The sequence below is a fragment of the Wolbachia endosymbiont (group A) of Udea olivalis genome (assembly GCF_964028365.1).
GTDB lineage: Bacteria > Pseudomonadota > Alphaproteobacteria > Rickettsiales > Anaplasmataceae > Wolbachia > Wolbachia pipientis.
This window is the reverse complement of sequence record NZ_OZ034773.1, coordinates 141,864-155,337: the sequence shown is the minus strand read 5'-3', so window position 1 is coordinate 155,337 and position 13,474 is coordinate 141,864. Positions and strand designations below refer to the sequence as shown.

Here is a 13,474-nt window from a genome sequence, read left to right as displayed (position 1 = left end):
AAGATTCAATCTGGTGAACGAGAGTTAACTGACAGAGGAGATTGACACGTATGCCTTTATCTTTAAGATTGTTTATCAAGTATAGACATCAGCTCGCCCCATTCTCTTTTACCAATATTACTTTCTTCTCTAGTAACGTTTTCCCCTTTAATTAATTTGCGAATTATTTCTAGACCAGTTCTTGAAATACAGGCTGATTCTAGGCAATATTCAACAAAGGCATTGTAGGCCAGTGGAACCCATTTTTTTATTATATCCAGCATAACTTCTGCATAAACTCTGATTTCATATTGGGCATGCTTATCAGCTCTAAGCTTCAAAAAATGAAGGAGATTATGCAGATCTATTTTCCAATAAAATTGCGTGTAGTAATTAAGCATTAGGTTAGTTCTGGCAATTTCTCTTGCAAGCCCCTGCTCAATAAATTTTTCATAATGAGAATATACTAAATTAGAGTCATTTGTTAGAGAATCTATTATTTCCTTTGAGGTATCTGGATCAAAAGCTTCCCCGCTACCTTGTTTATTATTGTCAGATTGTTTTGCAACTTGTTCTGGTTTAGGTGTATAAAATTCATTATCAAGTATTGAATACCTTGCTGAATATTCATTCACATTTGCAGTTCTATGCCTTATCCATTGCCTTGCAACAAAAATTGGAAGTTTCACGTGAAACTTAATTTCACACATTTCAAATGGAGTTGTATGATGATGTCTCATTAAATACTTTATAAGTGCTTCATCCTGACTTATCTGTTTTGTTCCCTTGCCATAAGAAACACGAGCAGCTTGAACTATAGCGCTATCAGAGCCCATATAATCCACTACTCGAATAAATCCATGGTCTAATACCTTATGTTCTTCATATAAGATTGCATCTATTTCTTTTACTATAGTTCGTTTGGTTGCTTCATTCATAAAATATCCTCAAGACGAAATGGAGATATCAGCTCCACATGAATTGAGTTTTTCATGCATTGCTTCATATCCTCTCCATAAATGATGTGAATTGTTTATTATAGTTTCTCCACCGGCTACCAAAGAAGCAAGCACCAAAGCTGCTGTTGATCTTAAGTCAGTAGCATATAGATTAGCTCCAGATAAGCTTTTTATTCCACTTATAGTAGCTTTGCTTTTCTCGATGCTGATATTAGCACCTAACTTTCTCAATTCATCTGCATGTGTAAATCTGTTTTCAAAAATGTTCTCTTCAATTACTGATATCCCATCAGCGATGCACATTGCAGACATCAGTTGTGGTTGCATATCACTGGGAAAATTGGGATATGGATCTGTCGCAACGTTAGCAGACTTAATAGAGCCATTTTTTCTGGAAATAACAATGCCTCCATCATACAGTTCAACCATAGCTCCTATAGTCTCCAACTCATTTGTAATACACCTTATATCAGATAGATTTATTCCTTCCAACTCCAACTTACCACCGGTTATTATAGCAGCTAGTGCATAGGTGCCTGCTTCTATGCGATCTGGTATTATTTTATGAACACATCCATTTAGTGCTTCAACTCCTGTTATTATGACCTTTGTATTATCAATTTCAATATCAGCACCCATTTTCTTCAGAAAATCTATTAAATCAAGAACTTCCGGCTCAGTTGCAGCATTGTTTATTGTTGTCACTCCTTCTGCAAATGTTGCTGCCATTATTACATTTTCTGTTGCGCCAACACTTATTTTCTCAAATGTGATTTCTTTTCCTTGTAGCTTTCCTTTCACTGTTGCAATTATATTATAGCCGTCAATTTCAATTTTAGCTCCCATTTCTTCTAATGCTTTAATATGCATATCAACGGGACGCTTTCCAATGTTGCATCCACCAGGAAATGCTGTTCTCGCTTTGCCAAATCTGCTAAGCATTGGACCCAATATTAGAAAAGAAGTTCTTAGCTTACTTGCGGTTTTATATGGCATCACGTGATTGTTGATATTGCTGCAGTCAATTTTCAAAGTATGGTTCGCTTTATAATTTTTATTGTGCATAAAGTTCACTTCTGCTCCAAGACTTTCAAGCAACTTAGACATTAGATGCACATCAATTAAATCAGGTACATTATGCAAAATTACCGGGGAGCTACTTAATAGACTTGCTGCCATTATTGGTAAAACAGCATTTTTTGAGCCATTAATCTTGATTTTTCCGACCAAAGGTTTGTAGTTATTTCTTATTAATATCTTGTGCATTTAATTAGATATAAAGTATAATTCATTAGTTTATTGAAGTCTTACTAAGTATAATAGATTGACCGTAAAAGGCAAAATTTGCTTTTTCTTCCTCATCATCCCAGTGTCATGCTACCTGCATGACACCTGATGCGAATTGCCCCCGAAATTTTATACTATGAATTACTCAAATGACGCTCTCGAGCTTTATCAAACCAAATAACACCAATTGCAACAATGAAATAACCAGCTGCTCCTAATGTAAGGCGAATTACTGCATCGAAAGTTGACAGAGGAGGAGACGGCATTAGAATGCTCAAAACACTATACACAAGATTATTTGTTGCATGAGCAATAGTTACTGGCCAAATCGAGTTGTCTTTTTCAAACAACCAGGTAAACATTATAGACATTGCACAAATATAAAGGGTATAAGCACAAATAGTCGGGAATGTAAAGCCATCCTTCCACAAAGCTGAGCCAGCAACCACATAAGTTGGTATGTGCCATACTGACCAAATAATACCGACAATAATTGCTCTGATATAAAAATTTGATATTTTGCTTTTAAGATTTTTCAAAAGATAGCCACGCCAACCGATCTCTTCACCAAGAGACATAATGATCCACATCACAAAGGTTGATAATAAAACAAATAACATCACTAATGGACTCAAAACTGCACTCAAATCCTTTACACGGTCTAACGTAAAAGACTCTCGGAAAAATGAAAAACCGCAGTAAATTGACAAAAGACCATTGGAAATTAGCATACTTACCAGAATAAGTATAAACCCTAATAGACAGTTTTTTGGCGAACTAAGTTTAAAAAGATCCCTTACCTTCTGTTTATTATAAATGGTTAGCAAAATTGCAACTGAAGCCGGAACAAATGTTGTTAATAATGTTATGTCTTTGAAAGGTAAGCACCAAGCTATAATGCACGTCAAAAAATATGTAATTACAACAAATAATGTACAATTAATAGTGGTTAAATTCATGCATACGCCCATCAATTCCTTTTCTGCATTATTGATCTTTATTCATAAATTGTCAATAAAATACTTCTTCAGGGATGAATAGAATATTTTTTCTTTTTGAATTGCTATTGATAGTTTAATTTTTATATGTATTCCATTTCACAACCGTTTGTCATCCCAGTGTCACGTGCTGGGATGACAGTAGGAGAGCTGCTTGCATGACAAGAGGAGGGTACTGGAATGACAAGAGGAAGACACTGGGGTGACATCAACTAAACTTGTCCAAATATGAGCGATGCATTAGTGCCACCAAAACCAAACGAATTAGAAAGTGCATATTGAATTTTATGCTCCTGAGCTTTAAACGGTACAAAATTTAAATCACATCCTTCTGAAGGCTTGTGTAAATTTAAGGTTGGTGGAATAATCCCATTATTTAATGCAAGAATACTGAATATTGCCTCAACGCTTCCTGCAGCACCAAGCAAGTGCCCTGTAGAGGATTTAGTTGAAGAAACGGGTATTTTATAAGCGTAATCGCCGAACAACTTTTTCATTGCTATCACTTCGATTTTATCTCCAAGTGGTGTTGAAGTTCCATGTGCATTGATATACCCTACTTGATTGGGATTAATTTGTGCACTATGAAGAGCAAGTTGCATTGCTTTAAATGCGCCTCTTCCTTCTGGATGCGGTGCAGTGATGTGGTGTGCGTCTCCTGTGAGTCCATATCCATTCAGTTCAGCATATATTTTTGCTCCCCTTTTTTTTGCATGTTCGTATTCTTCCAACACCAATATACCTGCTCCTTCACCCATAACAAAACCATCGCGTTCTGCATCCCATGGTCTGGAAGCTTCTTTGGGTTTATCATTGAATTTAGTTGATAACGCTTTCATAGATGCAAAACCTGCAATTCCAACTCTACACAGTGCACTTTCTGCTCCACCTGCAATCATCACATCCGCTTCACCAAGTTTTATAGTTCTTGCTGAGTTTATGATTGCATGCGCACCTGTTGCACATGCGGTTACTGCTGAATCGTTTGGACCTGTAAATTCGTATTTAATAGAAATATGGCCAGATATCAAATTTATTAGACTTGCAGGGACAAAAAATGGACTGACACGTCTGGGCCCTTTTTCCTGCATGGTAATAACATTTTCCTGAATTGACGGAAGACCACCTATACCAGAGCCAATAGTCACACCAACACGTTCCCGATTGATATTTTGGCTTTCCAAAATTAATGAATCATCTACTGCCTGAATAGCTGCTGCAATACCGTAATGGATAAAACGATCTGTCCTTTTTGAGTCTTTCTCAGAAATATAATCTAGTGGATTGAAATGGTGCTCAATGTTGTCTGATTGCAACGGCACCTGCCCTGCAATTTTGCAAGCAAGATCAGAAGAGTCAAATCTATCCGTATTGATTGCTTTTATGCCGGATTCACCTTTTATTAGCCTTAACCAAGTGTTGTCAACATCTGCTGCTAGTGGAGTGATTAAACCAACACCAGTGACTACTACTCTTCTGCTCATTTAACACTAACTATTAGCCTTTTTTATTATTAATGTACTCAACTATTTGCTCCATAGTTTCCATTTTTTGTGCGTCTTCATCTGGAATTTCTATCCCGAACTCTTCTTCTGCCGCCATGATGATTTCAACTGCATCTAAACTGTCCGTACCATGCTCTGAAAGCTTTGAAGAGCTGTTGAATTTCTCTACATCCTTACTAATGTGCTCTAGTATAATCTTTTTCACTTTTTCTTCTATGTCTTCTCTAGTGCTCTTTGCTAGTTCGCTATTCACATTTCTTACCAAAAAAATAACCTATTCTTTGATGTTATAAAAAATTTTTATGTTTGCAATATCTTTTATAACTGGTAAACTACAGCAAAGTTTTCTACTGCCCTAGCTGGCTAGCGTTACGTGCTAAACAATTAACAATTCAAAAATGCTAGACGAAACAACAAAAAATTTGCTTATTGTAGAAGTAAACAAACTCTTACCCGAAAATAGCGAGAATAAGCTTATATCAGCTATGCGTTATATACTCCTTGCTCCTGCAAAACATATACGCTCCTTTTTAGTCATAGCTTCATCGCAAGTGTTTAACGCGGAAGCTAAAAAAGTAATATCAGTTGCTGCAGCAATTGAATTTGTTCATGCTTACTCTCTAATTCACGATGATTTACCGTGCATGGACAACAGTGATACTCGCAGAAGCCAGCTAAGCTGCCATAAAAAATTTGATGAAGCAACAGCAGTGCTTGCCGGAGATGCACTACTTACTCTGGCTTTTGAGGTATTATCTTCGTTAAATGAGAAACGCTGTGAGATCATAAAAGTGCTCTCTCAAGCAATAGGAATTAGGGGAATGGTGGGAGGACAGGCTTTAGGTATTGACACAGATTTTAACAAAATAAAAGAAATTCATTTGATGAAAACCGCAAAACTATTTGCAGCTTCATGTGAAATAGGTGCTATAATAGGGGGTGCTACAGATGAACAACGGAGAGCGTTATATAACTACGGGATAAACCTAGGGCTTATCTTTCAAGCTAAGGATGATATTGAAGACTACGAACAAGATAAAACAAATAACCTAATGTCTGTGCTTGGTAAAAGTGAAGTAGAGGACTATATAGACGGCCTCTTTAAACAAGGCTTGGATAATTTGAGTGCGCTTTCAGGGGATACTAATTATTTATATGATTTATTGAATCAAGTAAAGAAAGATGGTTAGAAAAATTATATTACAAATGCTTATTTCCGTAGTAATGATTCTCACTTTAACTTCTGCTTTTGTGTTTACTATTGTCTATATAAACAAAGGTAAACCGGAAAAAAAGGACAAGCTTTATGAGATAAATGCCACGCATGGTGGTTTGATACAGACGATAGCATATTACCTAGTGAAGCCAATACTTGAATCAGCACTTGACCGCTATATTGAAAAGCATGGGCTAACAGAATATTTAGAAGAAATGACGCAGCAAAAAGAAGAGGATTCGATAAATTTTTATGAAATTACTGAAGGCAGTGGCAGCAAGGCTTTTTGTGGCCTGGAAGTCCTATTGCAAATATATAAAATTTCTAATAATAACTCAGCAACACTCCCTAGCAAAGTTTCTGATGTTACTTTGAAAATAGGTCAAGATGACCTAAAAGAAGTGAGTTTAGGGGCAATAGGTATGAAAGAAGGCGGAGAGCGTGTAGTTACTATTGCCAATGAGAACAAAATGAATTTTAATTCTTATTACGTCAAACTGATCGAAGTAAAGGATAAATATCCCGACTCAGTAAATAATCTGATGGTTTTTAATGACTTAATTAACAAGACTGGAAAACAAGTAAGGTGCGGTGATGAGATATCGGTTAAATATAGCGTAAAGGAGCATAATGGGGAATATATAGTCAAAGATCAAACAGTGCAATTTAGGGTTGGCGATAAAAAAATACCACTTGCTATAGAGCTTGGAGTTGTGGGAATGAGAGCTGGTAATAAAAGAACTATTCTTTCTCCGCCTGACCTTTTGACTATTACTGACGATATGTTAATAAAAGACATAGATTATGATGAAAAAAATATCTCAATAATTGACTTAAGCTTAGATGTTAAGCAAGAGGTCGCAGCACACCATTCTACTGTTGAAAAACAGCCTAAAGAATATAGCTGAAATTTTAGGTCTACTGGCTAATCTTCTGAACACTCTCTATACTACTTAAAGTAGGCTTTTCGTTTTTCCTAAAGTATAAACTTAGATAAATCAAGCTGCTTCGAAATTGACTCAAGTTTATCTTTTACATACTTGCTGTCTATAATGAATTTTTCGCTATTTTTCTCAGAAGCAATGAAACTTATTTCATCTAAAAGCTTCTCCATGACAGTGTGAAGCCTTCTTGCGCCTATATTTTCCACTTGCCTATTAACTGTAAACGCTATTTCAGCTATGGTTTTTATACCATCATCAGTGAACTCAAGTGTCACATTTTCTGTTTTCATTAAAGCTATGTACTGCTTTAACAAACTAGATTCTGGTTCCTTTAATATTCTTATTAAATCCTCTTGAGTAAGTGCCTTAAGTTCTACCCTGATCGGTAATCTGCCCTGCAATTCCGGTAAGAGGTCAGATGGTTTAGACTGATGAAAAGCACCAGATGCAATAAATAATATATAGTCTGTTTTTACATGGCCATACTTAGTTGTAACAGTTGTTCCTTCAAGTAATGGTAACAGATCGCGTTGCACTCCTTCTCTGTTTACTTCACCTTTTACTTCTGTACGCGCTGCAATTTTGTCTATTTCATCCAAAAATACTATACCGTCATTACTAACAAGATCAATGGCTTCTTTGATTATCTTATCTTCATCCATTAGCCTTTCACTTTCTTCATTAATTAATATTTCACGCGCTTCTTTTACCTTCACCGTAATAGTTTTTGTTTTTTTGCTCCCGTTAAACATCTTGCCCATTATTTCTGTTACATTCATCACACCAACTTGCCCACCTGGCATGCCTGGTATATCGAAAGTAGGTAACATACTCTTGCTCTCTCTGACGTTAATAGAAACTTCTCCGTCCTCAAACTCTTTATTCCTCAACCTTTCTCTAAAAATTTTTTTACTCTCTTCGGTTGCATTTTCGCCTACCATAGAGTTTACTATTGTTTTCTCAGCTAAAATTAAAGCCTTTTTAGCTAAGGCTTTACGGGCTTTCTCTTTAACTAAAACTATTGCTGCATCAACTAAATCGCGTATTATCGAATCAACGTCACGTCCAACGTACCCTATTTCAGTAAACTTCGTTGCCTCAATTTTTATGAACGGTGCACCGGCAAGTTTTGCTAAGCGACGAGCTATTTCAGTTTTACCAACCCCTGTATGACCGATCATCAATATATTCTTAGGTATGATTTCATCACGCAATGGAAATGGAACCTGATTGCGACGCCAACGATTTCTGAGCGCAATAGCAACAGCACGCTTTGCATCATCCTGTCCGATTATGAATCTGTCCAATTCTTTAACTATCTTCTGTGGTGGCAGGTCATCTAACAAAACTTGAGTGCTGTCATTAACTTGAACATCGCTGTCATTTGAATCAAAACCACTCTTAGTATCTTTATAGAGGTTATCTTTTTCATCGTAGGTGTCACTACTACAAGACCGCCCTTCTGAAAGGGTTATGGGCTGATTGGAAAAATTGGTGCATAAAGTTTTTTGCTTGGAAGACATATCACTCCTCTATCTTTTCAATAACTACATTATGATTTGTATAAACACATATATCGCCAGCTATCTTCATAGCCTTTTTCGCAATTTCCTCTATTGATATTCCTTTAATGTCAATTAAAGCTCTTGCTGCAGATAGAGCAAAATTTCCCCCAGAGCCAATAGCTGCGACTCCATCTTCAGGTTCAAGAACATCACCTGTTCCCGTAATTACTAATGAAATAGATTTATCTGCAACGATCATCATAGCTTCTAATTTCCTCAGATATTTATCCATTCTCCAGTCTTTTGCAAGTTCAACACATGCTCTCATTAATTGCCCTGGGTGCTTGTCAAGTTTAGATTCTAATCTTTCAAAAAGAGTAAATGCGTCGGCTGTTGCCCCGGCAAATCCAGCAATTACGGAATCACCAGAAAGACGCCTAACTTTTTTTGCTCCAGATTTTATAACAGTGTGGCCCAGTGAAACTTGTCCGTCACCTATTACTACTAGACTTTTATCTTTTCTAATTGATAATATAGTAGTGCCATACATTTTATTGTTATCGTGTTGAATCATTTTTCTATCACTTTAAATAAGAATCTCATTATACTTTAATCTTTAGTCAAATTTACTAAATATGTTCAACTATAGCTTATAATATAATACCTTCCTTATAACATTTAAAGTGCAGATGCAAAACATAATTCACCCAGATTTGGAAAAAAGTATAAATAATTGGTTCGAAGCAAAATTTAATGGCCTTACATCGCCATTTTATAGCTCTATAGATCTTAGAAACTCTGGCTATAAAATCGTTCCAGTAGACGCTAATTTATTTCCTGCGGGGTTCAATAACTTAAGTGAAGAATCAAGAACGATGGCAGCAAGATTGATAAAAAGCTATTTTAAAAGACATCAATACAAAAAGGTTCTTATAATACCGGAAAATTATACACGCAATAAAATGTATATAGAAAACGTATTTGTTATAGAGAAAATACTACAACTCGCAGGTTTTGAGACTAGAATTGGCCTTTTATATAATGAAGTATACAATTTAATAGAACAGTATGAAACTGTTGTGAAAGAAAACTCTCTGCTAAAGACAACTTCAGGATTTGTGCCTGATGTTATTATACTGAACCGTGATATGACGAGCCACATTCCAGACACGCTGAAAGACGTAAAGCAAGATATAGTACCAAGCCCACTATACGGTTGGCATAGCAGGCAGAAATTTAAGTATTTTGAAATCTATCAAGAATTAGCATCTGAGTTTTGTGGCGAATTTAAAATAGACCCATGGCTAATTTCTGTGCTTACAGAGAGCTGTGATGGAGTTGATTTTGATGATGATTTGTCACTAGGAGCAGTAGCAACTAAAGTTGACCAAATATTATCTCTAGTGCAAAAAAAATATGAGGAATATGAAATAAAAACACAACCTTACGTTTTTATCAAAGCAAGCAATGGCACATATGGGATGGGCATTATAACAGCAACAAGTGGAGAGGAAATATTAAACCTCAATAAAAAAAAGCGTCATAAAATGAAAAAGATAAAAGAAGGAATAGCAATCAATAGCGTTATTATACAAGAAGGTGTACCAACCATTGACATGTTTAAAAGCAGTTCTGCAGAACCGCTAATATACTATATAGGAGATACTCCAACATGTTACTTATACCGATGTAATAGCAGAAAAGATGTATATTCTAGCTTGAATGCCACTGACTGTGAGTTTCATGATGTTAGCCAGGTTGTAGAAGGTAAAATTCTATCACTTTGGAGTATTGTTAGCAAATTAGCAGTACTAGCGTTGGCAGTAGAAATAAAATCTTTTCATCCCTAATTCTTATACCTCTACAGTGCTGTCATTAGAATGACCGTTTATATTATGAACATCATCAAGTTCAGTGGAAGGATCATCATTGACAGGTTGTTGAAACAATTTGTCAAGCTGAACTGCAAGAAATACTGCACTATATATTATGCTGACTGTTACGCTTAAGTTGAAATTATAGATTATACCATTACCTAAGTTTATTGGTATAGTTGGAGTCTCTATCCTTCTTAATATGAAGTTTAATAAACCTAACGACAAAGTTAATGTGCTAATAATAAGGTCCTTCTTACACTCAGCAGACTTTTCAGGATCCTTATTATCCAGATATTCCTTGCATGTATAATAATAGCTTATAGGTTCTGAAATGAACAAAAATAGGATCGTTGAGGTTAAGTTAATATAACTTATTATGTCTGTATTGCTTCCAGTGCAAAAATGGATGATTTTCAACATCATTAGCGCTTCTATGGTGCTGCTTGCAAGATTAGCCGATTTACCCACAATTTTTGCCAGCTCTTTTTTACTCTCAGGGTTTCTGTAATCCTTAATTAGATCCTGTAGAGTAAATGCAGAATGGGCAATGTATAGAATAGATGTCGGAAACTTTACTAGTCGAGCAACATTCCGTATAAGAAAGATATTGGATCTATTATTGTCAATGAACTCGCAGCAAAATTGCAGTGAAATCTTACACAATAGGGCTGTTAAACCTGTTGTGATGCAGATTACCTTCCTGAAATCATGATCATAAATATCATGCACCCTTTGTGCGAGTATGTTAGATTTCTTTTTTAGCTTGTTTGGCATGAAATAGTTAATAACTTCCTGTTATTCTATCACATAAAATCCTAAAAGAAAAGCCCTATGAATCAGGACTTTAAGGGAGATTTATGCACAAATCGGCTAAGCATTTTATAAACAAGGGATCGGTACTGAGAGTTGGCACACGAAAGTAATATCCATCCTTGATAATTGCTTTATATTCTATATCAAGTTCAACTAGAGTTTCTGAATGCTCAGAAACAAAAGATATAGGTGATAGAACTACAGGTACACCATCAGCTTTTGCGCGTAATAGCTCACTTTCAGTGCTTGGCTCTAGCCATTTTACAGGACCAATCTTACTCTGATAACATATTGACCAATCTAAGTTATTGATAGCTAACTTTTCTACTATTAACTCTACGCTTCTTTCTACCTGTGAAGCGTAAGGGTCGCCCTTTTTAATGATACTAAGAGGTAAGCTATGGGCTGAAAATAGGACTCTTGGTTTACCGATTTTTCTAGCCAATTTATAGTACTTAGCTATCAGATTAGTGTGAGCTTCAATAAAATCTTGGTTATCATAATAACGGTGAATCATTTTTGTATTGCATTTTAGGCCATACCGTTTAGCATTTTTTTGCCAATTCTCGATGGATGACAGAGTTGTGGTAGTTGAATATTGTGGATACAGTGGCAGCAGAATTACTTCGTCAGGATCAAACTGTTTTACACTTTCAATAACTTCGTCAGCAAATGGACGCCAATAGCGCATGCAGATGAATACCTTGTGTACATGGTTTCTATTTTCGTTTAATTTTAGTTCTGAAGCATTAGCTTGCATTTTTGTATTCTCTAGAATTGGCGATTTACCTCCAATTTCCTCGTATATTTTTCGTGCAGTATTTTCTCGTTTCGCAGATATAAACTTTGCTAAAAGAAACCGAAAGGGATTCGGTAGATTGATTATTCTCCTGTCATAAAAAAGGTTGAATAAAAAAGGACGGACCGCATTTAGTGAATCAGGCCCGCCAAGATTAAATAAGATAACTGCCTTTTTCACCTACGCACTACTACAACAAGTTACTTCTGGGGTGCCTATAAAATTAGCTACACACTCATCAAATTTAGTTATAGGCACTAAATTTCTTACACTGGCATACAATAAGTGGCCTGATCTCTTCAGGTTACTCTTGGTAGATGTGAAGTTCCAATCGAAAAATGTATCGACAAAAAGACTTGGTACCGTTTCAAGAAGTTCAACAGCAGCTAAAGATAGCATTATACAACTTTGCAGGACATTCAGAAGAACCTTGAGGGGAAAAAGTAAAACTTTAACGAAAAGAGAGGTGCTACTTGTTTCATCCAGTAGTCGCCCTGAGTTAGGCGAATTATACTCGGTGTGTTTTCTATTTTGATCAAAGATAGGAAATTTTATAGTATCTTTCTTAAATTCCGCGTCTATTTCTTTTCTACTATGGTTAGTGATTTTTTCCATTAACTTCTCACGCAGATGAAAAGTTCTGACAATAAAACATGTGGCAATCATTAAGGAAGCACATAAAAGTGCGCATTGCATGAGGCTCATACTGCCTAGCATAGCTGGCAGTGCAAAACAAACAAATGGCACTATGATAGCCATTTCAAGAAATGGAATAGTGTTTCTTTTCATTGCAAAAGCAGCACCTTTTTTTAATTCTGTATTATGATGTAAGCTATATTCCAAAAAGCTTAAAAAGGCCAAATTAAAAGTTAAAAATCCTTTTGTTCCACAAAAAAGTGATGACTTAAAGTTACTTACTAATTTTTTAGTAGTAGATTTAGCTTGTTTTTTAGTGGTAGGCTCAGCTTGTTTAGTAGTGTTATTTTTACAACATTCACCCATACAATACCTCCTTGATGGTTTATTCTTAACTATAAATAAAAAACTACTTTTATCAAATCAAAATTTGCAATAAAATGAATCCATAAATATACAATCTTATATAAGGGAATAATATGGCAATTGAGAAGACACTTTCGATATTAAAACCTGATGCAGTAAAAAATAATATTACAGGCAATATAAATTCCTACATCGAACAATCTGGGCTGAAAATCACAGCACAAAAAATGATGTTACTAACAAAAAAACAAGCAGAGCTGTTTTATGAAATTCATAAAGATAGGCCTTTTTTTGGGGAATTAGTAGAGTTTATGACCTCTGGTTCTGTGGTAGTTCAAGTTTTAGTTGGTGAAAATGCAGTAAGTAAATACAGACAAATCATGGGAGCTACCGATCCAAAGCAGGCAGATAAAGGCACAATCAGGGGTGATTTTGCTGATGATATTAGTGAAAATAGAGTTCACGGCTCAGATAGTCTAGAAAATGCTCGTAAGGAGATAGCTTTCTTTTTTGCTGAATGTGAGTTGGTGTAGTCAACTCAGATTGGCGTCATCCAAGTAGCTGACAACATAGAAACGAAAAAACTTGCT

General features: G+C 35.7%; 14 protein-coding genes. 4 read left to right on the top strand and 10 right to left on the bottom strand.

The genetic code is table 11. The features are described 5' to 3' along the window. Positions 1-62: 62 nt before the first annotated feature. The 5 genes from thyX to acpP form a co-directional block, all read right to left on the bottom strand. Positions 63-917, bottom strand: a complete 855-nt coding sequence (thyX, locus tag ABWU32_RS00765; RefSeq protein ID WP_015589436.1) for an FAD-dependent thymidylate synthase — start codon at positions 915-917, stop codon at positions 63-65. A 9-nt stretch (positions 918-926) separates the two neighbouring features. Further along, positions 927-2,204, bottom strand: a complete 1,278-nt coding sequence (gene murA, locus ABWU32_RS00760; RefSeq protein WP_006279833.1) for a UDP-N-acetylglucosamine 1-carboxyvinyltransferase — start codon at positions 2,202-2,204, stop codon at positions 927-929. Between the two features lie 155 nt (positions 2,205-2,359). Then, positions 2,360-2,845 (bottom strand): CPBP family intramembrane glutamic endopeptidase, encoded by a 486-nt coding sequence (locus tag ABWU32_RS00755; RefSeq protein ID WP_227738600.1) that lies wholly within the window; start codon positions 2,843-2,845, stop codon positions 2,360-2,362. A gap of 590 nt (positions 2,846-3,435) precedes the next feature. Then, positions 3,436-4,707, bottom strand: a complete 1,272-nt coding sequence (gene fabF / locus ABWU32_RS00750; protein WP_015589434.1) for a beta-ketoacyl-ACP synthase II — start codon at positions 4,705-4,707, stop codon at positions 3,436-3,438. Positions 4,708-4,720: 13 nt separating this feature from the next. Beyond that, the gene (gene acpP / locus ABWU32_RS00745; RefSeq protein ID WP_006279836.1) at positions 4,721-4,981 is read right to left on the bottom strand and encodes an acyl carrier protein; all 261 of its coding nucleotides are present in this window, start codon (positions 4,979-4,981) and stop codon (positions 4,721-4,723) included. Positions 4,982-5,126: 145 nt separating this feature from the next. Between acpP and ABWU32_RS00740 the strand changes: the two genes are divergently transcribed. Both ABWU32_RS00740 and ABWU32_RS00735 read left to right on the top strand, forming a co-directional pair. Further along, positions 5,127-5,918 (top strand): polyprenyl synthetase family protein, encoded by a 792-nt coding sequence (locus ABWU32_RS00740; protein WP_265027909.1) that lies wholly within the window; start codon positions 5,127-5,129, stop codon positions 5,916-5,918. Then, the gene (locus tag ABWU32_RS00735; protein ID WP_015589432.1) at positions 5,911-6,852 is read left to right on the top strand and encodes an FKBP-type peptidyl-prolyl cis-trans isomerase; all 942 of its coding nucleotides are present in this window, start codon (positions 5,911-5,913) and stop codon (positions 6,850-6,852) included. The genes ABWU32_RS00740 and ABWU32_RS00735 overlap by 8 nt, the downstream gene beginning before the upstream one ends. Before the next feature lie 68 nt (positions 6,853-6,920). Here the strand turns inward: ABWU32_RS00735 and hslU are convergent, their stop codons facing one another. Beyond that, on the bottom strand, positions 6,921-8,411 hold the full coding sequence (hslU, locus tag ABWU32_RS00730; RefSeq protein ID WP_006280200.1) for an ATP-dependent protease ATPase subunit HslU: 1,491 nt from the start codon (positions 8,409-8,411) through the stop codon (positions 6,921-6,923). A gap of 1 nt (position 8,412) precedes the next feature. After that, the gene (hslV, locus tag ABWU32_RS00725) at positions 8,413-8,967 is read right to left on the bottom strand and encodes an ATP-dependent protease subunit HslV (protein ID WP_353278687.1); all 555 of its coding nucleotides are present in this window, start codon (positions 8,965-8,967) and stop codon (positions 8,413-8,415) included. A 115-nt stretch (positions 8,968-9,082) separates the two neighbouring features. Here hslV and gshA point away from each other — a divergent pair, with 115 nt between their 5' ends. Next, positions 9,083-10,243 (top strand): glutamate--cysteine ligase, encoded by a 1,161-nt coding sequence (gene gshA, locus ABWU32_RS00720; protein ID WP_015589431.1) that lies wholly within the window; start codon positions 9,083-9,085, stop codon positions 10,241-10,243. 3 nt (positions 10,244-10,246) lie between these two features. Here gshA and ABWU32_RS00715 read toward each other — a convergent pair whose 3' ends face one another. The 3 genes from ABWU32_RS00715 to ABWU32_RS00705 form a co-directional block, all read right to left on the bottom strand. Next, entirely contained in the window at positions 10,247-11,044 is a 798-nt protein-coding gene (locus ABWU32_RS00715; protein ID WP_006280195.1) for a hypothetical protein, read from the bottom strand. Positions 11,045-11,114: 70 nt separating this feature from the next. Further along, a complete protein-coding gene (gene hemH / locus ABWU32_RS00710) occupies positions 11,115-12,062 on the bottom strand; it encodes a ferrochelatase (protein ID WP_010082099.1) in 948 nt (315 codons plus the stop codon). After that, positions 12,063-12,884 carry a hypothetical protein gene (locus ABWU32_RS00705; RefSeq protein WP_015589429.1) on the bottom strand — a complete coding sequence of 274 codons (822 nt, stop codon included), beginning with the start codon at positions 12,882-12,884 and terminating at the stop codon, positions 12,063-12,065. Between the two features lie 113 nt (positions 12,885-12,997). Between ABWU32_RS00705 and ndk the strand changes: the two genes are divergently transcribed. Then, positions 12,998-13,417: a nucleoside-diphosphate kinase gene (gene ndk, locus ABWU32_RS00700; RefSeq protein WP_015589428.1), complete on the top strand. Its 420-nt coding sequence runs from the start codon at positions 12,998-13,000 to the stop codon at positions 13,415-13,417. Positions 13,418-13,474 lie beyond the last annotated feature (57 nt).